This is a genomic window from Streptomyces nogalater (assembly GCF_039532885.1).
Taxonomy (GTDB): Bacteria; Actinomycetota; Actinomycetes; order Streptomycetales; family Streptomycetaceae; genus Streptomyces; species Streptomyces nogalater.
In genome coordinates, this window is record NZ_BAAASM010000031.1 from 150,858 (window position 1) to 173,679 (window position 22,822).

Genomic DNA, 22,822 nt, shown 5'->3' on the forward strand with positions numbered 1-22,822 from the left:
GCGGTAACGTGAGGCTCCTATGAACGCCAAGCCCGACGTGCGGCTCCCCGCAGTGTCCGTGATCATGCCCGTCCTCAACGAGGAACGGCATCTGCGCGGAGCCGTCGAAGCGATCCTCGCGCAGGAGTACGCCGGCGAGATGGAGGTCGTGATCGCCCTCGGTCCGTCCACGGACCGCACGGACGAGATCGCCGCCGAGCTGGTCCGCGCGGACCCCCGCGTGCACACCGTGCCCAACCCGACCGGCCGCACCCCGGCCGCGCTGAACGCGGCGATCAAGGCGTCCCGGCATCCGATCGTGGTCCGCGTGGACGGCCACGGCATGCTCTCGCCGAACTACATCGCCACCGCCGTGCGGCTGCTGGAGGAGACCGGCGCGCAGAACGTCGGCGGCATCATGCACGCCGAGGGCGAGAACGCCTGGGAGCACGCGGTGGCCGCCGCGATGACGTCGAAGATAGGCGTCGGCAACGCCGCCTTCCACACCGGTGGCCAGGCCGGCCCCGCCGAGACCGTCTACCTCGGCGTGTTCCGGCGCGAGGCGCTGGAGCAGCAGGGCGGCTACAACGAGGAGTTCATCCGCGCCCAGGACTGGGAGCTGAACTTCCGGATCCGCGAGGCGGGCGGCCTGATCTGGTTCTCGCCCGAGCTGCGGGTGTCGTACCGGCCGCGGCCGTCGGTGCGCGCGCTGGCCCGGCAGTACAAGGACTACGGCCGCTGGCGGCACGTCGTCGCCCGCTACCACTCCGGCTCCATCAACCTGCGCTATCTCGCCCCGCCGGTGGCGGTGTGCGCGATCGCGGCGGGCCTCGTGGTCGGCGTCGCGCTGACCCCCTGGGGCCTGGTGGTCCCCGGCGGCTACCTGGCCGCGATCGTCGCGGGCTCGGTCCCGGCCGGCAAGGGGCTGCCGGCGGCGGCCCGGCTGCGCATCCCCCTCGCCCTGGCCACCATGCACATGTCCTGGGGCTGGGGCTTCCTGACCAGCCCCAAGTCGCTGGCCCGCAAGGTCATCGCCTCCCGCCGGCCCGCCGTCCACGCCTGAACCGTGCCGGGGCCCCGCCGCCGGGGCCCCGGGCGCCGATGGCGCTACCAGCGGTAGGGCGCGTACACGTCCATGCACTTGGAGGTGTCCGAGCCGTTCACGGCGTCGGAGTTCTCCGGCAGGTCGCCGGCCTTGGGCTCGGACTTCTTCGGGTAGGACGGGCCGGAGCGCCAGTCCGCGCCGACGACGACCGTGACCCCCGAGACGTCGGTCGACTTCTGCACCTGGGTCACCGGGATGCCCAGCGCCCGGGCCACCGCCTGGGCGTCGCCCTCCAGGTCCGCGCTCGGATAGCGCACCAGCGTCTTGTCCTCGGCCAGGCTGCCCGAGGTGTCGGCCTGTGCCCGGGCGTAGCCCTTGCCCACCAGCACCTGGCCGATCGCCGACGCCCGCTGCGGTACCGCGGCCTCGGCGGAGGTGCGGGTGGCGTTGCGCACCAGCACCCCGAGCCGGGCCGGGTCCAGCGAGGGCTTCCTGTCCGGCTTGCTTCCGGCCGTGTCCTTCTTCTCGCCCGAGGCCCCGCCGTTCTTGTCGAACGGCACGTCGTCCCGGAGCATCCGCCACATCCTGTCGGCGTTCTCCTTGTCGGGGATGACGTGGTTCTCGTCCTGCGGGTCCTTCAGGTTGGGCATGGTCACGGAGGTGATGCGGTCCGTCGGCACCGACTTCATCTGCATGCCGAGGTCGTAGAGCTTCTTGACCGAGGTGATCTCCTCGGACACGTGCAGCGACTTGACGGCCGCGTCCGCCAGGTCCATGAGCCGGCCGGTGTCGGTGAACACGTTCTGCTGCTTGAGCGTGCGGATCATCGAGTTCAGGTACATGTGCTGGGCGCGGGCCCGCATCAGGTCGTCACCCCAGGCGTGCCGGGTGCGCAGCCACTGCAGGGCCTGCTCGCCCTTCACCTTGTGCGTGCCCTTGGTCAGCTTCAGCCCGGACCCGCCGGGCACGGTGGCCGTCGGGTGGTCCGACACGTTCTGGTTCACGCAGACGTCGACGCCGCCGATCGCGTCGGCCATCCGCACCACGCCCGCGAAGTCGATCGTCATCCAGTGGTCGATATAGACCCCGGTGAGGTTCTCCCAGGTCAGCAGCGTGCAGCCGGCTCCGCCCCGGGCCAGGGTGACGTTGATGATGTCGTTCGTCGGCGGATATTCCTTGCCGGTGTCGGGGTCGGTGCAGGCGGGGATGTCCACCCGGGTGTCGCGCGGAATGCTGATCATCGAGGCGCTCTTGCGGTCCGCCGAGAGGTGGATGAGCATTTGCACGTCCGCCAGCGGCGGGTCGCCGACGTGGTCCCTGCTGCCGCCGAGCTTCAGGTTCTCCTTGGAGTTCCGGCTGTCGGAGCCGATCAGCAGGATGTTCAGCGGGGTCTGGCCCGCGGCGTTCGGCGCGGTGCGGTGCGCCTTGGAGTCGTCGCCGTTGGCGCGCCGCCCCTTCTGAAGGTTGTCGTTGAGATGCTGGTAGTACAGATATCCGGCGCCCGCGGTGCCGAGTATCACCACCGCCAGCACGGTCGCCGACCAGCGCAGCACCCGCCGTCTGCGCCGCCGCCGGTCGGGCTGCGTACCACCCGGCCGCCGCCCGCCCCTACGCCGGCCCGGACCGGCCGGCGCCCCCGGGGCCGCGGGCGTGCGCGCCACCGCGTCCTCGACTGCCGGAGCCTGTCCGCGCACCTCGCTCTGCGCCACTCCCTGCCCTCCCCGCCCTCGCGCCAAGCAGCGGGCCCGTCCCGCGTCCGGTTAGACGCACGACGGGCCCCATGGGTTACCTACGAAGCGCACTTCACCTTGTCCGCCGTGGACTTGTCGACCTTCGGCGCCTTCGTCGGAGGTGTCAGGGAGACCCCCGCTCCCTTGAAGTCCTCGCCCAGGGTCAGCGTCATCGCCGGCAGCCCCTGCGCGTTGGTCACGCTCTCGCCCGGTTTCAGCGCGGCCCCGGACAGGCCCATGATCGCGGCCAGCCGGCGGGCCTGGGCCGCCTGGTCGGGCGCGTACTCCAGCGTGGTCTTGGCCAGCTTCTCGGGTGCGTTGCCGCCGTTCTCCGACTTGGTCACGCCCTGGCCGTTCTGCAGCCAGCCGAGCACCGCCTGCGCGCTGCCGGCCTGGGCGCCGCCGTTGAGGACGCGCACCCGCACCTCGGAGGCGGGCGCCTGGGTGCCCTTCAGCCGGGCGGCCTGGGCGTCCTTCGCCGCCTTCTCCTTCTTCTTCACGTCGGTGAAGGAGACGTCGTTCTGGATGGCCTGGAACACCTGCGGGGCCAGCGCCTGATCCAGGATCACCGTCTTGTGCACGGTGCCGTCGGCCGGATTGTCCTTGACCGGCAGCGTGGTGAAGGTCAGGTTCTTCGGGTCGAGCTTGCCCAGCTCCAGCCCCAGGTCCTTCAGCCTGTTGATGTCGTCCAGCTTGTCGTCCACGGTCAGCGCCTTGGTGCCGGCCTCCGCCAGTTTCACCATCTTCGTCGGGCTGGTCAGCGTGGAGTTGCCCTTCAGCTTGCGCATCAGCGCGCCCAGGAACTGCTGCTGGAGGCCGATCCGGCTCAGGTCGCCGCCGAAGCCGACGGAGTGCCGGGTGCGCACGAACGCCAGCGCCTGCTCACCGGAGATCTTGTGGTTGCCCTTGGGCAGCTTCAGATGCGAGTCCGGGTCGTCGATGTCCTTGGCCAGGCAGACCTCGACCCCGTCGACCGCCTCGGTCAGCGTCTTGACCGCGTTGAAGTCGGCCACCATGAAGTCGTCCGGCTTGATCCCGGTCAGCTCGGTCACCGTGCGCATGGTGCAGCTCGGCGTACGGCCGTCCTGCCCGAGGCTGGTGTTGAAGCGGACGCCCGTCGAGCCCGGGATGATCTTCTGGGTGCCGTCCTCCTGCTGGGTCGGGCAGTCCGGGATGTCGACGATCAGGTCACGCGGGATGCTCAGCGCGGTGGCGTTGGACCGGTCCTTCGACACGTGCAGCAGGATCGTGGTGTCCGCGTGCCCGGCGCTGCCCGCGTCGCCGTAGCCCTCGTTGCCCTTGCCGGTGCGCTTGTCGGTGCCGATCAGCAGGATGTTGATCGCCTCGTCCTTGCGGAAGCCGCCCGTACTGGCGCCGTCGTCGGACACGGAGGTGATGTTGTCGTTCAGGTGCTTGATGTAGAGGTAGCCGGCGGTCGTCACGGCGACCAGCACGAACGCCATGGACCCGCCGGTCCACAGCAGCGCCTTCTTCGCCCGTGACGTCTTCTTCACCGGCCGCCGCGACGCGCGCCGGCCCTGCGGCGCCTCCGGCTCCGCGCCCCGGCGCCGGGCCGAGCGCGGCGCCGGCACCTCGGTGCCGCGCGCCCGGGACGGCTGACTCTTCTCCCCGCCCTGCCGTTTCTCCGCGCCCTGCCGCCGGGCACGGCCGCCCGCCGCGCCGCCACCCGGGGCGGACGGTCTGCGCGGTCCGGGCACCGGCGGCTGCGCTGCGGAAGGGCTCAGTCGCAGTTCGTATTCGCCGGTGTTCGGATTGAGCACCCACTGGTCTGCGGGGTCGATGTTCTCCGCCCGCCCACGGCCTTGCGCGTCCACGGTTGTCCGAATCCTCCGTCGGGGCCACGCGGCGCCTTCCCCCTCCAAGGCGCTCGGGTCTCGGTAAAACAGTGCACGCCCCGACAAAGCCCGTCGGACCTCGCGGCCAGGTGCACCGGATCGCTCACACTATCCGCCCAGTTCAGCGTCGGACGACGCCGATGACAAATTCCATGTGCCTACAACCGGGCAATCCACCGCATTTTCAAAACGCACGTCCGCAGTTTTTGGTAGGCGCCCTACTCGCAGGTGTGTTCGGCGGCGGTGTACCCGCGAAACGTCGGGGCGGGCGAGGGGCCGTCCGGGCCGCCCGCGCCTGTGACTTCCCGGGGAACTTTCTGTGAATTCTCCCGCGACACCACCACCGGCTGATCGGCCCGCAGCCGCCCGAACAGTTTCTCGGCCTCCGGCTCCACGAGCTGGTCACGATTGGCGTCGTAGACATACGACCGCCTCGGCACGGTCAGGAACCGCACCTGTTCGGTGGGGATGTCGCGCAGCCCGCGCGCCAGCTGGTACAGGCCGCGCAGGCTCGCCAGCTCCGGGTCGGTGGTGAGCGCGGAGGTCGCCGCGTCCAGCAGCGGGTACAGCTTCACCGGGTTGAGCAGGATGTCGTCGTCGCGCACCTTGTCGACGAGCGCCCCGAGGAACCGCTGCTGGCGTTCCATCCGTTCGGTGTCGCTGCCGTTGCCGAGCGACTTGCGGGCGCGCACGTACCCGAGCGCCTGTTCCCCGTCGAGCGTGACCCGTCCGGCGGGCAGCCGGAGTTTCGCCGCCTTGTCGTCCACCGGCTCCTCCAGGCACACCTCGACGCCGTCGACGGCGTCCACGATCTCCTTGAACCCGGCGAAGTCCAGCACCATGTGGTGGTCGACGCGGATGCCGGTGAGCTTCTCCACGGTCCGGATCGTGCACGCCGAACCGCCCACCTCGAAGGCGTGGTTGAACATCGCGAACACCGGGTCGCCGCGCGTGCCGTCCTCCCGCCGGCAGGAGGGGATGTCCACCATCAGGTCGCGGGGCAGCGACACGGCGGTGGCGCTGGTCCGGTCGGCGGCCAGGTGCAGCAGGATCGTGGTGTCCGACCGCTGGCCGTCGACGCCCTTGCCGTACTCGCGGTTGGCCTCGCCGGCCCGGGTGTCGGACCCGATCAGCAGGATGTTCTGCGCGTCCCTGACCAGTGCGGTGGGCCGCTCCCGTTCGTAGCGCGCCAGTTCGGCGGCGGCGGCCTCGTCGGAGGTGATGTTGGCGCTGAGCCGGGCGTAACCGGCCCAGCCGGCGCCGGCGGCGGCGAGGAGGAGGACGGCCGCCCCCAGCGCCGCCTTCCGCAGCCGGCGCCGCCGCCGGCGCCGTATCAGTCCGTCTCCGGTGGCCGAGGCCCCCGGCCCGCGACCGGTACCGAGGGACTTGCCTGCGGTGTCGGTCACGATGGGCCATCCCCTCATGGCGTACGAGCGTCACGTGCTGCTCTTACGACGATGGCGGGGGAGCGTCCGGGCAGCGCCCTTTGCTGCTCCGACCGGGTGAGGCGCGGGGTCTCGGGGCGCCGGGGCGGCGGCTCTGCCGTGGGGTGGCCGCCGTACGCGTCTCAGCGGCGTACCGCGGTCACCCGCTCGCTCTCCACGCGCTTGGCGAGGGCCTCCTCGTCCAGCCGGTCCAGATGCCGGCACAGCACCACGGACCCGCCGACGGCCAGCGGCGAGAACAGCCCCGCGGCGAGCCCCTCCCAGGTGTCGTACGACAGCCCGGACAGCAGCCGGGAACCGGGCCCGGTCAGCTCCAGCGAGGGTGCCTGGGCCGCGGCGCGCTCGGCCACCTCCGCCCCGCTGAACTCCCGCCCGGCGACGACGAGCGCCGGCTCCCGCGGGACCACCGGCGCGAACGGGACGAACCGGTCGCTCTGCCCCGGCACTTCCACGGCGTAGTCGAGGAACCCGGCCGGCGGCTGCGGGAACCGCCCGCCCAGGGGCCGCAGGGCCAGCGCCACCCGCTCTCCGGGGCAGGCCCGCGCGGCCTCCAGGGCGTCGGGGCCGCTCACCACGACGTCGGCCGCCGCCGGGTCCCCGGCGACGTCCGCGACCGCGCCCACCGAGGAGCAGGCCAGCAGCCACACGGCCGTCTGCCAGTGCGCGGGCAGCAGCAGCGCGACGCGGTCGCCGGGGCCGGCGGCCAGGTCGCCCTGGAGGAGGTTGGCGGTCTTGGCCACCCAATTGGCGAAGGTGGCCACGGACAGTTCGACGCGTTCGCCCGTGGCGTCGTCGTAGAAGGTCACCAGTGGGCGGCCGGGGTCCGCGGCGAGCGCGGAAGCCAGCAGGTCGGCGGGGGTGCGATCGGTGGCGTTCACCCGGCACAGGGTACGCGCGGGCGGGCGGGCGCACGGGGGAACGGGCCACCGGTTCGGCGGATGCCCCGCCCGACGGCCCGTCAGTTGACCTATGGACAGATTTGTACGCTTATGTCCAAGATCGTGCGCATGCGTGGATTCCTTACTTCCTCTTCCGGTGTCCTTCCGCTCACCGTCCGCTCGCTCGGCGCCGCCTGCGCGGCGGTCCTCGCCCTCGCGCCGGCCCCGCCCGCGTTCGGATCCGCGTCCACCGCGACCGGGCCCGGGCGGGACGGGGGCGCGGACCTCGGGCGCGCGGTGTCCGAGGGCGCGGTCCCGGGGAGCACCCGCTCGCTGCCGCTCGTCCCGCTGTCCCGGGAGGGCGTTCCCGGCGCGGCCCCGGAACAGGGGGTGCGCCGCACCGGCCTCGGCCGCTTCGCGCTGCTCGGCGTGGTGTGGGACGACCCCGGCACCGAACTGCGCGGCCGGGTGCGGGTGCGTACCCGGTCCGCCGTGACGGGGCGGTGGACCGGCTGGCAGGACGTCGAGACACACGCCGACCACGGCGCCGACCCGTCCTCGGCGGAACGCACCGCCCGCCGGGTGCGCGGGGCGACCGCGCCGCTGTGGGTGGGCGCCTCGGACGGCGTGGACGTACGGGTACGGGCCGGGAAGACGGACGCCGGGGACGGGCGGGGGCCGTTGCCGGCGGGGCTGCGTCTGGAGCTGGTCGACCCCGGGGAGGACCCCGGGGAGACGGCGGCGGAGCCGGGGACGGCGGGGCAGGCGGACGAGGCGCCGGCCGCGGGGGCGCCCGTCGACGAACCGCCGCGCACCACGCTGGACACGGAGGCCGCGATCGCCGCCTCGGGTGCCAATGCCGACATCGCCGCCTTCGGCACCACCGAGATCCCGGAACTCGACGGCCCGGCCACCGAGGAGGAACTGACGAAGCTTCAGGGGCCGGTGCGGGCCAAGCCCTACATCGGACCGCGCCCGAAGATCGTCACGCGCCGGGGCTGGGGCGCCGACGAGTCACTGCGTGGACGCGGGTTCGTCTACACGAAGAAGATCAAGGCGGCCTTCGTGCACCACACCGCCTCGGGCAACAACTACACCTGCGCCCAGGCCCCCTCCGTCATCCGCGGCATCTACCGCTACCACGTCAAGAGCATGGGCTGGCGGGACATCGGCTACAACTTCCTCGTCGACAAGTGCGGAACCCTCTACGAGGGCCGGGCCGGAGGCGTGGCGAAGCCGGTGCTCGGCGCGCACACCCTCGGGTTCAACACCGACAGCATGGGCGTCGCCGTGATCGGCAGCTACGGCACGGTCCAGCCGCCGGGCGCCGCGGTCACGGCCGTCGCCCGGCTCGCCGCGTGGAAGCTCGGGCTCCACGGGGCCGATCCGAGGGCGAAGACGTACCTCACGTCGGGCGGCGGCAACCTCTACCCCAAGGGCAAGAAGGTGCGGCTGAACGTGATGTCCGGTCACCGGGACGGATACGCCACCGAGTGCCCCGGAAAGCGGCTCTACGCCAAACTGGGCACGGCCCGCACCAGCGCGGCGCGCTACCAGGGGCGTTGAGGCCGGGCGGGCGAGGGAAAGCGCGTGCCCATCCGGCCGGACACCGCGCGGCCGCCGCGGGAGTCGTCGGCCGGTCTGCATACACTGACCGGCCGAAACGAATGAGACGAGCGGCTCGGCCGGTCCCGGCTGGAAGCGGAGACAACAGGTGACGGAAGCGATCCTTCTGGTCGGTGGCAAGGGCACCCGGCTGCGACCGCTCACGGTGTACACGCCCAAGCCGATGGTCCGGGCCGCCGGGGTGCCGTTCCTCACCCACCAGCTGGCGCGGGCGCGGGCGGCGGGCGTGGAGCACATCGTCCTCGCGACCAGCTATCTGGCCGAGGTCTTCGAGCCGTACTTCGGCGACGGCTCCGCGCTGGGCCTGCACATCGAGTACGTCACGGAGGAGGAGCCCCTCGGCACGGGCGGCGCGATCCGCAACGTCGCCGACCGGCTGCACTCCGGCCCCGACGACCCGGTGCTGGTCTTCAACGGCGACATCCTGACCGGCCTGGACATCAGGGCCCTGGTGGACACCCACGAGACGACGGGCGCGGACGTCTCGCTGCACCTGACGAAAGTGGTGGACCCGCGCGCCTACGGGCTCGTGCCCACGGACGGCACCGGGCGCGTCCTGGCGTTCCTGGAGAAGCCGCAGACGCCGGAGGAGATCGTCACCGACCAGATCAACGCGGGGGCGTACGTCTTCCGCCGCTCCATCATCGACACCATCCCGGCGGACCGGCCGGTCTCGGTCGAACGCGAGACCTTCCCCGGCCTCCTGGCGGCCGGCGCCCATCTCCAGGGCATGGTCGACTCCACGTACTGGCTGGACCTCGGCACCCCGGCCGCCTTCGTGCGCGGCTCGGCCGACCTGGTCCTCGGCCGCGCGCCCTCCCCGGCGGTCCCCGGCCGCTGCGGCGACCGACTCGTGCTGCCCACGGCCACGGTGGCGCCGGACGCCAAGGTGACCGGCGGCACGGTGGTGGGCGAGGGCGCGTTCGTGGCCGAGGGGGCGCGGGTCACCGGCTCCACCATCCTGCCCGGCGCCGTCATCGAGCCGGGCGCCGTCGTCACCGACTCCCTCATCGGCACCCGCGCCCGGGTCGGCGAACGCTCCGTCCTCACCGGCACGGTCATCGGCGACGGCGCGGTCGTGGGCGCCGACAACGAACTGCGCGAGGGAGTACGGGTGTGGTGCGACGCCCGCATCCCCGCGGGGGCGCTCCGCTTCTCCTCCGACCAGTAGTGGGTTCCGGTTCGCTCCAGCCCTGCTTGGCGCACCGCCAGGTACATGGGCGCCGCCGCTGCGGGCAGTCGTGCCGCTGGGGCGGCACGGGTGGGCGCGGCGGCACCTGCCAGCGCCGGTAAGCGACCCCACCCCCCCCACAGCCCCCGCGCCTCACAGCACCCCGATGTCCACCCAGGGCATCTTCGGCTTGCGTCTGGCCGGTATGTGGCCGCTCAGCAGGATCAACCGGGCCGCCCGATGCCGCTGGCCGGCATACGGCTGGAGCAGGCGCAGCATCTCCGTGTCGTCGGCGTCGCGGTCACCGGCCAGCGCCCATCCCACGATCCCGGGCAGGTGCACATCCCCGACGGTCACCTCGTCCGCCGCCCCGTGACTGCGCTGCACCACTTCCGCCGACGTCCACGGCCCCACGCCCGGCACGACCTCCAGCCGTGCCCGCGCCCGGTCCGCCGGCATCCCCACCGCCTGCTCCAGCCGCTCGGCGACCCGTACGGCCCTGAGAATTGTGGACGCCCGCTTGTCGTCCACCCCCGCCCGGTGCCACTCCCAGGAGGGAACCAGCGCCCAGGTCCGCGCCGCGGGCATGACGAACATCGGCCGTTCGCCCACCCCCGCGGGCCCGGGCGCCGGCTCCCCGAACCGGCGTACCAGCAGCCGCCACGCCCGGTACGCCTCGTCGGTCGTGACCTTCTGCTCCAGCACGGACGGGATCAACGACTCCAGCACCAGTCCGGTCCGGGTCAGCCGGAGCCCCGGCCGCCGGTGCCGGGCCAGCGCCACCACCCGGTGCCGGGGCACGAACGCCTCGGGATCGTCGGCGGCACCGAGCAGCTCCGGCAACCGCTCCAGCAGCCACTCGGCCCCCGGCCCCCAGGCCTCGCCGGTCACCTCACCGCCGTACGCGCGCACGCGCACCGTGCCCGGTCCGGCGGGCGTACGGCTGGCCCGCCACACGGACCCGTCCGCGGTGGCCCGGAAGGTCGGGTCGGCGGGCCCGCGCCGCAGCGGTCCGAGGGTCAGCCCGAGGTCCAGCGGCCCGTCCGGCACCCAGCGGCGCACCCGCGCGGGCGCGGTCTGCCGGGGTATCCCGGCCGCTCCGGGTACGGCGGCATGCCCGCCGCGCACGGTCGTACGCGTGGGCCGCTGGGGAAAGCGTCCTGCCACGGGGGAGTCCTAGAGGGGCCGGCCGGGATGTTCCGGAAGTCGTGGTTCCGCTTTACGAGGGTAGGCGCTCACCGCAGCGCTCACCGCACCTCCACGAACGCCTCCACGTTCCGCTCCGGTCGCGGCCGGGGATCCTCCGCCGGGCGGCCGACCGCCACCGCGCCCATCGGATCCCAGTCCGCGGGCAGCCCGAGCACCTCGCGCACCACGTCCCGGCAGAACATCGTGGACGACACCCACGCCGAACCCAGCCGCTCCCCGGCCAGCGCGACCAGCAGGTTCTGCACGCCCGCGCCCATCGCGACCACGAACATCTCCCGCTCGGCGCCGTCGCGCCGGGGGTCGCCGTAGGTGTGCGAGCCGTCCATGACGAGGCAGGGCACGATCAGATACGGCGCGTGGCGCAGGACGTCGCCGCGCCGGATCCGCTTCGCGATGGCCTCCTCGCCCTTGCCGTCCCGGCGCAGGTCGGCGATCCAGGCGTCCCGCATCGCGTCGAGCAGCCGTACCCGCGACTCCTCCGACTCCAGCAGCACGAACCGCCAGGGCGTGGTGTGGTGCGGAGCGGGTGCGGTGAGAGCCGCGGCCACCGCGCGCCGCACGGCGCCCGGGTCCACGGGGGCGTCGGTGAAGTCCCGCACGGTGCGGCGCTGGGTGACGGCCTCCCGGACCGCCTCCGAGGTGCCGAGCCGGAACATGTCGTCCCGCGCCCGGCGCACCAGCGCCCGCGCGCCCTCCTCCGTGCCGTCGGCGCCACCGGGATCCACGACGTGGGGCAGTCCGCGTACGACGGCCACCGGGCGGCCCGCCGCCTTGCCCTTGACCAGGTCGCCGGCGGCGGCCAGCTCGTCCGCCGTGGCGACGATGGTGGCGTTCAGCGGGTTGCCGTACGCGTCCGTGCCCCCGCGCAGATCGTCCAGCACGCGCACCCCGGCGGCGCCGATCGCCACGTCCGTGAGCCCCGAGCGCCAGGGTCGCCCGAAGGTGTCGGTGACGAGCACCCCGACGTTGACGCCGAGGGCCTCGCGCAGGCCCGCCCGGATGGCGCGGGCGGAGGCGTCCGGGTCCTCGGGCAGCAACAGCACCGTCCCGGCCGGGGTGTTGGAGGCGTCGACCCCGGCGGCGGCCATCACCAGGCCCTGCCGGTTCTCCACGATGCGCAGCGTGCCGCGCCGGGCCACCACCCGGACCGTCTCGGCGTCGATCGCCGCCTCCCGGTCGTCGGCCCGCGTCAGCCGGCCCTCCGCCTTGGAGACGATCTTGGAGGTCACGATCACCACATCGCCGTCGGCCAGACCGGGCTCGGCCGAGACGATCAGCTTGGCGATGTCGTCGCCAGGCCGCACCTCGGGGATGCCGGACAGGGCCCAGACCCGGTATTCCGGCCGCTCACCGGCCGCGGCGGCCTCCGTCGCGCTCACGCTCCCCGCACCTCCTCGGCCAGCGCCAGCGCCTCCCGCGCCATCTGCGCGGCGGCCTCCACGTCGGTCATCATCAGCGGCACGGCCCGGCAGCGGATGCCGTCCGCCTCGACCCGCTCGACCGCGCCCGCGTCCACGGAGTCGACCAGCCAGCCGTCCAGCAGCCCGGAGCCGTAGTGCTCGGCGACCGCGGCGGCCGTGGACTCCACGCCGACCGCGGCGAGCACCTTGTCGGCCATCCCGCGCACGGGCGCGTCCCCGACGATCGGGGAGAGGCCGATCACCGGCACGCCCGCCTCCGCGATGGCCTCGCGGATCCCGGGCACGGCGAGGATCGTGCCGATGGACACCACCGGATTGGACGGCGGGAAGAGGATCACGTCCGCCTCGGCGACGGCCTCCAGGACGCCCGGGGCCGGCTTGGCCTGCTCGGCGCCGACCGGGACGATCGCCTGGGCCGGGACGGAGGCGCGCAGCTTCACCCAGTACTCCTGGAAGTGGACCGCCTTGCGCTCGCCGTCCAGCTCGACGGCCACGTGCGTCTCCACGCGGTCGTCGGTCATCGGGATCAGCTTCACGCCCGGCTGCCAGCGGGCGCACAGCGCCTCGGTGACCGCGCTGAGCGGATAGCCGGCACCGAGCATCTGCGTCCGCACGATGTGCGTGGCGAAGTCCCGGTCGCCGAGCCCGAACCACTCCGGCCCGACGCCGTAGGCCGCCAGCTCCTCCTTGACGTGGAAGCTCTCGTCGGCCCGCCCCCAGCCCTGTTCCTCGTTGATGCCGCCGCCCAGCGTGTACATCACCGTGTCCAGGTCCGGGCAGACCTTCAGACCGAAGAGGTGGATGTCGTCGCCGGTGTTGCCGATGACCGTGATGTCCGCGTCCGGCGCGGCCCGCTTCAGACCACGCAGGAAACGGGCACCGCCGATGCCGCCTGCCAGAACCACAATGCGCATGGGGGCAAGTCTTGCAGGCGGATACGACAACGCGTCAGGCGGTCACCGCGCGTGCCTCGCAGTGCGGGGAGGTGTGCATGGGCATTTCGGTCAGCCCCGGGTGGTAGACGTGCAGGCTGACCGCCGGCTCCAGCGCGTCGTTGACGACCTCGTGGACGTACCCCGGCGCGAACACCCGCTGCGCGCCCGCCCCCAGCGCGCGCGTGCCGCGCGCGGTGTGCTCCGTGAGCGTCCCCTCCACCACGGTGAGCACACCGGAGGAGCGCCCGTGGTCGTGCCGTCCGCTGCCCTGCCCGGGCAGCCAGGACAGCAGCCACACCTCGTAGCCGGGGCCGGTGCGCAGCCGGTGGTACCAGCGGGTGGTGGCGTCGAAGCGGACCAGGTGCGCCCACTGGTCCCGGTCGGCGGCGATCGAGCGGGCGAGCCCCACGAACTCGGCGACGGTGGCCGGGTGCTCGCGCGGCGGCTGGAGCAGGTGCGGGACTTCGAGGATGTCGCCGGCGATCTGGAGGTCGTTGTCGCTGTTCATGGGGGTGCGGTGGTCCTCGGCGGAAGAGTGGGGCCGGAGCTGGAGGGCGGAGCTGGGGTGACGCGTGCGGTCCGCCCGGGTCGCGGGCGGGCGGGATGCCCCGGATGAGGGGGCTCAGGAAAGACGGAACGCGGCCGAGCCGGGATGGACTCGGAAACAGCCGGAGCGGGCTTGGCTCAACAGCTGGGACAGCAGCAACAGCTACAGCGCGCGCGGGCGGCACCGAGGGACCCGGCGGTGCGGGTCGAGGCGGGTGCCAAGTTCGCGAGCATGCCCACTAGGACAGCGGTTCACACGCGCAGTGTCAACTCGCCGCCCGGTATGTGGGACATGTTTCACCTCATCCGGTTTATTTCGCAGGCGAAAGGTTTGCTCATCGGGGTCTCGGGACACATGGGGCACATCCGAGTGCGCGAGCCTCGCGGAACGGGATCGAACACGGAGGCGTCCTTCTCCGTACAGAGGATCTGTACGGGGTCGGGCCGTCCCCGGGGGCCCGCCTGCGTGCCAAGGTTTATGGCGATTTGAACACTTTCAGCACGGCCTTGGTTCCGCAGAGTGAATAACGGGCCCAATAGCAGATCCCGGCTTGACTCGCCCGGAGCAGCACACTTGTAATTTCACTCGTGTCGTTCAGCCGCCATCGGTAACGGCCACGCACGGGGACGCGAAGACAGACGAGGGGCGCACATGACCGAGCTGGTGCAGCAACTGCTGGTCGACGACGCGGACGAGGAACTCGGCTGGCAGGAGCGCGCACTCTGCGCCCAGACCGACCCCGAGTCCTTCTTCCCCGAGAAGGGCGGCTCCACCAGAGAGGCCAAGAAGGTCTGCCTCGCCTGCGAGGTCCGCTCCGAGTGCCTCGAATACGCCCTCGCCAACGACGAGCGCTTCGGCATCTGGGGCGGCCTGTCCGAGCGCGAACGCCGCCGCCTGAAGAAGGCCGCCGTGTGACCATACGCGCGACCGCGAAGGGTCCGAACGGCCCGTCAGCCGTGGGTTGTCCACAGGCGGCGGGCCGTCGTCATGCCCAGCCGATAGTGTGGACGCTCGTCCGAGACGCCCCGCTGTCCCTCGATCCGCGAGAAGACACAGGCGTCCACCGCAGTCCATCGAACCGGGGCCCGTACCTCGATGTCCGTGCACAGCCATGCGGCAGCCCAACCAGAAGCTGCCATCCCTGAGTTCCCGCGCCACGTCGTGACCGCGGTCCTCGTCTCCCACGACGGCGCCCGCTGGCTGCCCGACGCGCTCGCCGGGCTGCTCGGCCAGGAGCGTCCCGTCCAGTACGCGGTGGCCGCCGACACCGGTAGCGCGGACGACTCCGCCCGGTTGCTCACCGACGCCCTCGGCGAGGCCAACGTCCTGCACCTCGCCCGCCGCACCGGCTTCGGCCAGGCCGTGGAGGAGGCGAGCCGCACCGCACCCCTCCTCACCGCCGAGGACCTGCCGTACCTCAAGCGCCCCAGCGGCTGGGACCCCGCCACCCGCACCTGGCGCGACGACGCCTACGACCTGCCCGAACTGCCGCACGGCGAACCCGTCCAGTGGCTGTGGCTGCTGCACGACGACTGCGCCCCCGAACCCGACGCCCTCGCGCAGCTGCTGCGGGTCGTCGACAACGAACTCGAACTCGGCCGCGACGACGTCGCGATCGTCGGCCCCAAGCTGCGCGGCTGGTACGACCGCCGCCAACTGCTGGAGGTCGGCGTCTCCATCGCCAACTCCGGCCGCCGCTGGACCGGTCTGGACCGCCGCGAACAGGACCAGGGCCAGCACGACCACGTCCGCACCGTGCTGTCCGTGTCCACCGCCGGCATGCTCGTGCGCCGCGACGTCTTCGAACAGCTCGGCGGCTTCGACCGCCTGCTGCCCCTCATGCGCGACGACGTCGACCTGTGCTGGCGCGCCCACACCGCCGGCCACCGGGTCCTGGTCGCCCCCGACGCCGTCGTCCGGCACGCCGAGGCCGCCTCCCGCGAACGCCGCGCCGTCGACTGCGCCGGCCGCACCACCGCCTCCCCGCACAAGGTCGACAAGGCCGGCGCCGTCTACACCCTGCTCGTCAACACCCGTACGGCCGCCCTGCCCTGGGTGCTGTTCCGGCTCGTCCTCGGCACCCTCCTGCGCACCCTCGCCTACCTCGTCGGCAAGGTCCCGGGACAGGCCCTCGACGAGATCCGCGGTCTGCTGAGCACCCTGCTGCGGCCGGAGCGGATCATCGCCGCCCGGCGCCGCCGCGGCCCCTCCCGCATCGACAAGGGGGAACTGCGCTCCCTCTTCCCGCCGCCCGGCGCCACCATCCGGGCCACCGTGGAACAGATCGCCGGCAACCTCACCGGCGGCACCGACACCGACACCTCCGCGGCCGGCCGGCACGGCGGCGCAGTGGAATCCGGGCCCGGCGGCGACGACGCCGACTTCCTGGAGGTCGAGCAGTTCGCCCGGCTCAAGCGGATCGCCCGCAGACCCGCCCCCGTCCTCTTCCTCGCCCTGCTGCTCGTCTCCCTCGCCGCCTGCCGCGCCCTGCTCGGCGGCGGCGCCCTCGCCGGCGGCGCCCTGCTGCCCGCCCCGGCCGGCGCGACCGACCTGTGGTCGCGCTACCTGGACGCCTGGCACCCGGTGGGCACCGGCGGCACCCCGTCCGCACCGCCGTACCTGGCCCTCGTCGCCACCCTCGCCTCGCTCCTGTTCGGCTCCACCGGCCTCGCCGTCACCGTCCTGCTGATCTGCTCGGTGCCGCTCGCCGGATGCACCGCCTACCTCGCCTCCCGGCCGCTGGTTGCCTCCCGGCTGCTGCGCGCCTGGGCCGCCATCGCCTACGCCTTCCTGCCCGCCACCACCGGCGCGCTGGCCGGCGGACGCGTCGGCACCGCCGTCCTCGCCGTGCTGCTGCCGCTCATCGCGCGTGCGGGCATCGCCGCCAGCGGCCTGGCGAACCGCGCCGGCACCCGCGGCAGCTGGCGCGCCACCTGGGCGTACGGGCTGCTGCTGACCATCGCCACCGCCTTCACACCGATCGTGTGGCCCCTCGCGCTGCTGCTCGGCCTCGGCGTCCTGGCGCTGCGCCGCCGCGACCTCCTCGGCTACGGGCCGCGCTTCCTCGCCCAGCTCGGCACCCCGCTGCTGGTCCTCGCGCCCTGGTCGCTGACCCTGCTCCCGACCGGCTTCTTCCAGGAGGCCGGCCTGGACTACGGCCCCTCGGCCGCCTCCGCGCTCGACCTGCTCGGCGCCGCTCCCGGTGGCCCCGGCACCATGAACGGCCTGCTGCTCATCGGCATCGTGCCGGCCGCGCTCGCCGCCCTGCTGCGCTCCGAACGGCAGCTCGGCATCCGCACCGCCTGGGCCGTCGCCCTGGCCGGCCTCGTCTTCGCGGTGCTGTCCAACAGGTCCGCCTGGGCCGGACCGGCCACCCTCGTCTACGGCATCGCCCTGCTGGCCGCCGCCGCACTCGGCGCCGACGGCGCGCGCGCCCGCGTGGCCGAGCAGAGCTTCGGCTGGCGCCAGCCCGTCGCCGCTCTGATCGCCTTCGCCTCGGCCGCCGGGCCGCTCCTCATCGCCGCCGGCTGGATGATCCGCGGCGCCGACGGCCCGCTGGAGCGCCGCGACCCGGCCCAGGTCCCCGCGTTCGTCGCCGAGGACTCCGCCGGCGGCGCCCAGGCCCGCACCCTGGTCCTGGACAGCGACTCCACCGCGCGGGTGCGCTACAGCCTGGTCCGCGGCTCCGGCGCCCGCATGGGAGACGCCGAACTCACCGCCGCCGACGGCACCGACACCCGCCTGGACCAGACCGTCGCCCACCTGGTGGCCGGCTCCGGCGCCGACCAGGCCGCCGAACTCGGCGGCTTCGCCGTGCGCTACGTCCTCGTCCACCAGGGCGCCCCCCGCGAGATCACCCGCGTGCTGGACGCCACCCCCGGCCTGACCCGGCTCAGCCAGCAGAACGGCGGCGCCCTGTGGCGCGTCGACCAGGACGTCTCCCGCGCGGCCATCGTGCCCGCCGACGGCTCCGGCGAGAGCCGGCCGGTCACCGCCGGACCGGTGGAGATCCACACCACGGTCCCCGCCGGCCCCGACGGCCGCGTCCTGCGCCTGGCCGACAGCGCCGACGACGGCTGGACGGCCACCCTCGACGGCAAACCGCTCACCCGCACCACGGTCGACGGCTGGGCCCAGGGCTTCCGGCTCCCCGCCCAGGGCGGCAGGCTCGACGTCACCTACGACACCCCGCTCGCCCACACCGCCTGGCTCTGGACGCAGGGCCTGCTCGCCGTCGTCCTGGTCGTCCTCGCCCTGCCCGGCCGCCGCCGCGACGTCGACGACGACCTGCCCGAGGAGCAGCCGGTGCCCGCCCAGGCCACCGCCGGCGAGGGCCGCCGCGCCCGCCGCCTGCGCGCCCAGGCCGAGGAACCGCCCGCCGGGGACCGGCCCGGCACCCCCCCGCCCCCGGCCACCGTCCCCGACCCGGGGCCCTACGAGGCCTACGACCCGGCCGCGTACGCCACCACCGGGTACACCGGCTACGGCACGGACCAGTACCAGACGCCGACCGGCTACGACCAGCAGCCGTACCAGCAGCCCGACCCCTACCAGACGGCCCCCTACGACCCGTACGGCTACGGCGGCACCGGTGACCAGCCGTCCTACGACCCGACGGCCTACGGGCACCAGGGCTACGAGACGGCGTACGACCCCGCCCCGCAGGGCTACGACCCGGCCCAGCACCCCCACGGCACCGGCAGCCAGCGTCCCGACGGGAGCCAGCAGTGAACCGCACCACCCTGTCCCTGTTCGCCGGCACGGCCGCGCTGGCCGCCGTCACCGCGTTCGCCGCGGTCGACCCGCCGTCCGCGTCCGGCGCCGCCCCCAAGGCCGCCGCCCGGCTGCCCGTGGAACGCACCAGCCTGGTGTGCCCGGCGCCGAGCGCCTCGGACCTCGCCGAGACGACGTACACCTCGTTCACACCCGTCACCAAGGGTGCCGCGAGCGGCGGCCACGCCCGGCTCCAGGCGGCCGCCGAGCAGTCGGCGGACGGCGGCTCCGGCGAGGACGGCAAGGACGGCGAGGACGGCAAGGAGAAGGACGGTGGGAAGAAGGGCGCCGGCAAGGCGGCCGGGCAGCCGGTGCTCACGCCGAAGGCGCCGGGCACACCGGCCACCGGCGAGACCTCCGGCGGGGACACGCCCGCGCTCGTCGGCACCGCGGACGGCTCCTTCGCGCCCGGCTGGACCGTCCAGGAGACCACCGAGGTCGCCGCCGGCACCGGCCGCGGCCTCCTCGGCGTCAACTGCGCCGGCGCCGACACCGACTTCTGGTTCCCGGGCGCGAGCACGGCCGCCGGCCGCACCGACTACGTCCACCTGACCAACCCCGACGACTCCGCCGCCGTGGTCGACATCGAGCTGTACGGCAAGGACGGCGCGATCAAGGCCCCGCTGGGCGAGAACCTCACCATCGGCCCCGGCGCGAGCGACGCGATCCTGCTCTCCACGCTCACCGAGGAACGGCAGGCCGACCTCACCGTGCACGTCAGCGTGCGCGGCGGCCGGGTCGGCGCCGCCGTGCGGGCCCTGGACGACAAGGCGGGCGGCGACTGGCTGGCCCCTGCCGCCGACCCGGCCGGCAGCCTGGTCCTGCCCGGCATCCCGAAGGACGCCACCGACGTCCGTCTGATCGCGTTCGCCCCCGGCGACGACGACGCCGACCTGAAGATCCGCCTGGCCTCGCCCGACGGCCTGATCACCCCGGCCGGGAGCGAGACCACCCACGTCAAGTCCGGTATGACGACGGCGACCGACCTCGGGGACGTCACCCGCGGCGAGCCCGGTTCCCTGGTCCTCACCCCGACCGACCAGGCGGTCCCGGTCGTCGCGGCGCTCCAGGTGGTGCGGGGCAAGGGCGACAAGCGGGAGACGGCGTTCATCCCGGCCACCGCCGCCGTCGGCGCGCGCGCGACCTCGGCCGGCAACACCGCCAAGGGCACGACGCTCGCCCTGACCGCGCCCGAGGGCGCGGCCACGGTCAAGGTCACCGCCTCGGCGGGCAGCGAGGGCGGCACCCCGGCGACCAGGACGTACACGATCAAGGCCGGCACCACGCAGAACGTCGACGCCCCCGTCCCGGCGGGCCTGAAGGGCACCTACGCCCTCACCGTCGAACCCGCCTCCGGTGCCCCCCTCTACGCCTCCCGCACCCTCACCACCCCCGACACCCCCGCCTTCACCATCCAGACCCTCCCCACCGACCACGGCCTGGTATCGGTACCGCAGACGAAGGAGGACCTGTCGATCCTGCAGAAGTGACGACGGGTCCGGGACGCGGCGGGAAGGGACGCGCGGGCGCCGGGGGCGTCCGCGCCGCCTAGTCCTCCCCGTACCGGGGATCCACCGTCTCCGGCGTCAGCCCCAGCAACTCCGCGACCTGCTCCACGACCACCTCGTGCACCAGCGCGGCCCGCTCGTCCCGCCCCTTGGTCCGGATCTCCACCGGCCGCCGGTACACGACCACCCGCGCCCGCCGCCCGTCCCGCGCGGGCACGACCCCGCCGAGCGGCACGGCCTCGTCCTCCCACACCGGTCCGTCCCCCCGGCCGTCCAGCCGGGGGACCTCCAGTACCAGGAAATCGATGTCGGCCAGCTGCGGCCACCGCCGCTCAAGACGGTCCACGGAGTCCTGCACCAGATCCGCGAACACCTCGGCACGGCTGGCGGCCAACGGCACCTGCGGCGGCGCGATCGGCCCCCGCATGCCCCGCCCGTGACGATCACGGCGACGGGGCCCGGGGCCGCTGGCACGGGGCGGTACACGGTTGTCCATCACCGGTGAAGCGTAGTCCCCGCGTCCTCCGCCCGTCCGGCTCCACACGGCAACCGGCCCCCGCTTCCCCTGTCACAGGATGACCATTCCGGCCAACGTCTGGCTCGTTTCCGTAACTTTCCGAGACCACCGAACTCAAGGCAATTGGCGGTGTTTGTATCGACTCCTGACCGGACGCGCCCCCTCCCCGCCCTCGCCGCCGGCCCGTCCACGCAGGTCAGCGGGGTCCCCCCGAAAGGGTGTGTGGGGCGTTTCACAGCCCGACACGGTGGAGTGACCTGATGGAGAGTCGTCGCGGCCCGCTCAAGAGTGCGGTACCGTCCAACATCGTGAGCCCTGTACGTCGCTGTTCGCGCACCGCCTGCGGCCGACCCGCCGTCGCGACGCTGACGTACGTCTACGCCGACTCGACCGCGGTCCTCGGCCCCCTCGCCACCTACGCCGAACCCCACTGCTACGACCTGTGCGCCGAGCACTCCGAGCGCCTCACCGCCCCGCGCGGCTGGGAGGTCGTACGGCTCCTCGACGGCTCCGCACCCCCGCGGCCCAGCGGAGACGACCTCGAAGCGCTGGCCAACGCCGTACGCGAGGCGGCCCGCCCCCAGGAGCGCGTGGCCGAGGCGGGCGGCGGCGGATCCCGCGCCGCGGACCCCATGGAGGTCGCCCGCCGCGGCCACCTGAGGGTCCTGCGCTCCCCGGACAACTGACCACGCCGGGTGACGTTCCCGGACCTCCGCCCGGTGTCCGCACAGCTCTCCCCGCCGCCCGACGGGTAGTTTTGGGCACCCACAGCACTTTCAGGAGGATGGCCGTGACTGCTGATCTGTCACAGATCGTGAAGGCGTACGACGTGCGCGGAGTGGTCCCGGACCAGTGGGACGAGGCACTGGCCAGGCTCTTCGGCGCTGCCTTCGCGGACGTGACGGCGGCGGCCGCCATCGTCGTCGGCCACGACATGCGCCCCTCGTCCCCCGGCCTCTCCCGCGCCTTCGCGCACGGCGCGGCGGACCGCGGCGTGGACGTCGTGGAGATCGGCCTGTGCTCCACCGACCAGCTGTACTACGCCTCGGGCGCGCTGAACCTGCCGGGCGCGATGTTCACGGCCTCCCACAACCCGGCCCGGTACAACGGCATCAAGATGTGCCGCGCGGGCGCCGCCCCCGTCGGCCAGGACACCGGCCTCACCCGGATCCGGGAGCTGGTCGAGCACTGGCTCGCCGAGGGCGCCCCGGAACCCGCGGCAAGGCCGGGAACCCTCTCCGCCGGCGAGACGCTGGAGGATTACGGGGCGTACCTGCGCTCGCTGGTCGACCTCTCCGCCATCCGCCCCCTGAAGGTCGTGGTGGACGCCGGCAACGGCATGGGCGGCCACACGGTCCCCTCGGTCTTCGCCGGTCTGCCCCTGACCCTCGTCCCGATGTACTTCGAGCTGGACGGCACCTTCCCGAACCACGAGGCCAACCCGCTCGACCCGGCCAACCTCGTCGACCTGCGCAAGCGGGTCCCGGCGGAGGGCGCCGACCTCGGCCTCGCCTTCGACGGCGACGCCGACCGCTGCTTCGTCGTGGACGAGAACGGCGACCCCGTCTCCCCGTCCGCGATCACCGCGCTGGTCGCCGCCCGCGAGCTGGCCCGCAACGGCGGCAAGGGCACCGTCATCCACAACCTGATCACGTCCCGCGCGGTCCCCGAGGTCGTCCGGCAGCACGGCGGCACCCCCGTCCGCACCCGGGTCGGCCACTCCTTCATCAAGGCCGAGATGGCCCGCACCGGCGCCATCTTCGGCGGCGAGCACTCGGCGCACTACTACTTCAAGGACTTCTGGAACGCCGACACGGGCATGCTGGCCGCCCTGCACGTCCTCGCGGCGCTCGGCGGCCAGGACGGCCCGCTGTCCGCCCTGGTCGCGCAGTACGACCGCTACCAGGGTTCCGGCGAGATCAACTCCACGGTCGACGACCAGGCCGCCCGCCTCGCCGCGGTCCGCGCCGCGTACCAGGACCGCGCCGACGTCACCCTCGACGACCTCGACGGCCTCACGGTCGCCGCCGCCGACTGGTGGTTCAACGTCCGCCCGTCCAACACCGAACCGCTGCTCCGGCTGAACGCCGAGGCGAAGGACGAGGCGACGATGGCCAAGATCCGCGACGAGGCCCTGGCGATCATCAGGGGCTGAGCGGTCCGCCCCATCGGCGGTACGCTG

General features: G+C 73.5%; 17 protein-coding genes. 8 read left to right on the forward strand and 9 right to left on the reverse strand.

Going from position 1 to position 22,822, the window contains the following annotated elements; translation table 11 throughout:
* Positions 1–19: 19 nt before the first annotated feature.
* Positions 20–1,042, forward strand: coding sequence for a glycosyltransferase family 2 protein (locus tag ABD350_RS21295; protein ID WP_344349825.1), 1,023 nt, complete (start codon positions 20–22; stop codon positions 1,040–1,042).
* Positions 1,043–1,086: 44 nt separating this feature from the next.
* Here ABD350_RS21295 and ABD350_RS21300 read toward each other — a convergent pair whose 3' ends face one another.
* The 4 genes from ABD350_RS21300 to ABD350_RS21315 form a co-directional block, all read right to left on the reverse strand.
* On the reverse strand, positions 1,087–2,733 hold the full coding sequence (locus ABD350_RS21300; protein WP_344349827.1) for an LCP family protein: 1,647 nt from the start codon (positions 2,731–2,733) through the stop codon (positions 1,087–1,089).
* Between the two features lie 80 nt (positions 2,734–2,813).
* Positions 2,814–4,589 carry an LCP family protein gene (locus ABD350_RS21305; RefSeq protein WP_344349828.1) on the reverse strand — a complete coding sequence of 592 codons (1,776 nt, stop codon included), beginning with the start codon at positions 4,587–4,589 and terminating at the stop codon, positions 2,814–2,816.
* 239 nt (positions 4,590–4,828) lie between these two features.
* Positions 4,829–6,016 (reverse strand): LCP family protein, encoded by a 1,188-nt coding sequence (locus tag ABD350_RS21310; protein ID WP_382466655.1) that lies wholly within the window; start codon positions 6,014–6,016, stop codon positions 4,829–4,831.
* Positions 6,017–6,177: 161 nt separating this feature from the next.
* Positions 6,178–6,933 (reverse strand): TIGR03089 family protein, encoded by a 756-nt coding sequence (locus ABD350_RS21315; protein WP_344349831.1) that lies wholly within the window; start codon positions 6,931–6,933, stop codon positions 6,178–6,180.
* 111 nt (positions 6,934–7,044) lie between these two features.
* Between ABD350_RS21315 and ABD350_RS21320 the strand changes: the two genes are divergently transcribed.
* Both ABD350_RS21320 and manB read left to right on the forward strand, forming a co-directional pair.
* Positions 7,045–8,499, forward strand: coding sequence for a peptidoglycan recognition protein family protein (locus tag ABD350_RS21320; RefSeq protein WP_382466654.1), 1,455 nt, complete (start codon positions 7,045–7,047; stop codon positions 8,497–8,499).
* Positions 8,500–8,647: 148 nt separating this feature from the next.
* The gene (gene manB / locus ABD350_RS21325) at positions 8,648–9,730 is read left to right on the forward strand and encodes a mannose-1-phosphate guanylyltransferase (protein ID WP_344349833.1); all 1,083 of its coding nucleotides are present in this window, start codon (positions 8,648–8,650) and stop codon (positions 9,728–9,730) included.
* A gap of 153 nt (positions 9,731–9,883) precedes the next feature.
* On the opposite strand, the gene ABD350_RS21330 is transcribed toward manB, so the two are convergent.
* The 4 genes from ABD350_RS21330 to ABD350_RS21345 form a co-directional block, all read right to left on the reverse strand.
* Positions 9,884–10,897, reverse strand: coding sequence for a DNA-3-methyladenine glycosylase family protein (locus tag ABD350_RS21330; protein WP_344349834.1), 1,014 nt, complete (start codon positions 10,895–10,897; stop codon positions 9,884–9,886).
* Between the two features lie 80 nt (positions 10,898–10,977).
* Positions 10,978–12,318 carry a coenzyme F420-0:L-glutamate ligase gene (locus ABD350_RS21335; protein WP_344349836.1) on the reverse strand — a complete coding sequence of 447 codons (1,341 nt, stop codon included), beginning with the start codon at positions 12,316–12,318 and terminating at the stop codon, positions 10,978–10,980.
* Positions 12,315–13,274: a 2-phospho-L-lactate transferase gene (gene cofD / locus ABD350_RS21340; RefSeq protein ID WP_344349837.1), complete on the reverse strand. Its 960-nt coding sequence runs from the start codon at positions 13,272–13,274 to the stop codon at positions 12,315–12,317. Before cofD ends, ABD350_RS21335 begins: the two co-directional genes overlap by 4 nt.
* Positions 13,275–13,308: 34 nt before the next feature.
* Positions 13,309–13,803, reverse strand: coding sequence for a cysteine dioxygenase (locus ABD350_RS21345; protein WP_344349838.1), 495 nt, complete (start codon positions 13,801–13,803; stop codon positions 13,309–13,311).
* 690 nt (positions 13,804–14,493) lie between these two features.
* Between ABD350_RS21345 and ABD350_RS21350 the strand changes: the two genes are divergently transcribed.
* The 3 genes from ABD350_RS21350 (at position 14,494) to ABD350_RS21360 (ending at position 20,105) form a co-directional block, all read left to right on the forward strand.
* Complete coding sequence (locus ABD350_RS21350) at positions 14,494–14,757, forward strand: WhiB family transcriptional regulator (RefSeq protein ID WP_003975777.1); 264 nt, start codon at positions 14,494–14,496, stop codon at positions 14,755–14,757.
* 180 nt (positions 14,758–14,937) lie between these two features.
* Positions 14,938–18,573 carry a glycosyltransferase gene (locus ABD350_RS21355; RefSeq protein WP_344349839.1) on the forward strand — a complete coding sequence of 1,212 codons (3,636 nt, stop codon included), beginning with the start codon at positions 14,938–14,940 and terminating at the stop codon, positions 18,571–18,573.
* Positions 18,570–20,105 (forward strand): DUF5719 family protein, encoded by a 1,536-nt coding sequence (locus tag ABD350_RS21360; RefSeq protein WP_344349840.1) that lies wholly within the window; start codon positions 18,570–18,572, stop codon positions 20,103–20,105. Before ABD350_RS21355 ends, ABD350_RS21360 begins: the two co-directional genes overlap by 4 nt.
* Positions 20,106–20,163: 58 nt before the next feature.
* On the opposite strand, the gene ABD350_RS21365 is transcribed toward ABD350_RS21360, so the two are convergent.
* Positions 20,164–20,550: a metallopeptidase family protein gene (locus ABD350_RS21365; protein WP_344349841.1), complete on the reverse strand. Its 387-nt coding sequence runs from the start codon at positions 20,548–20,550 to the stop codon at positions 20,164–20,166.
* Positions 20,551–20,900: 350 nt separating this feature from the next.
* Here ABD350_RS21365 and ABD350_RS21370 point away from each other — a divergent pair, with 350 nt between their 5' ends.
* Positions 20,901–21,326, forward strand: a complete 426-nt coding sequence (locus tag ABD350_RS21370; RefSeq protein ID WP_344349842.1) for a DUF3499 domain-containing protein — start codon at positions 20,901–20,903, stop codon at positions 21,324–21,326.
* 104 nt (positions 21,327–21,430) lie between these two features.
* Positions 21,431–22,795, forward strand: coding sequence for a phosphomannomutase/phosphoglucomutase (locus tag ABD350_RS21375; protein WP_344349843.1), 1,365 nt, complete (start codon positions 21,431–21,433; stop codon positions 22,793–22,795).
* The last annotated feature ends 27 nt before the right edge of the window (positions 22,796–22,822 follow it).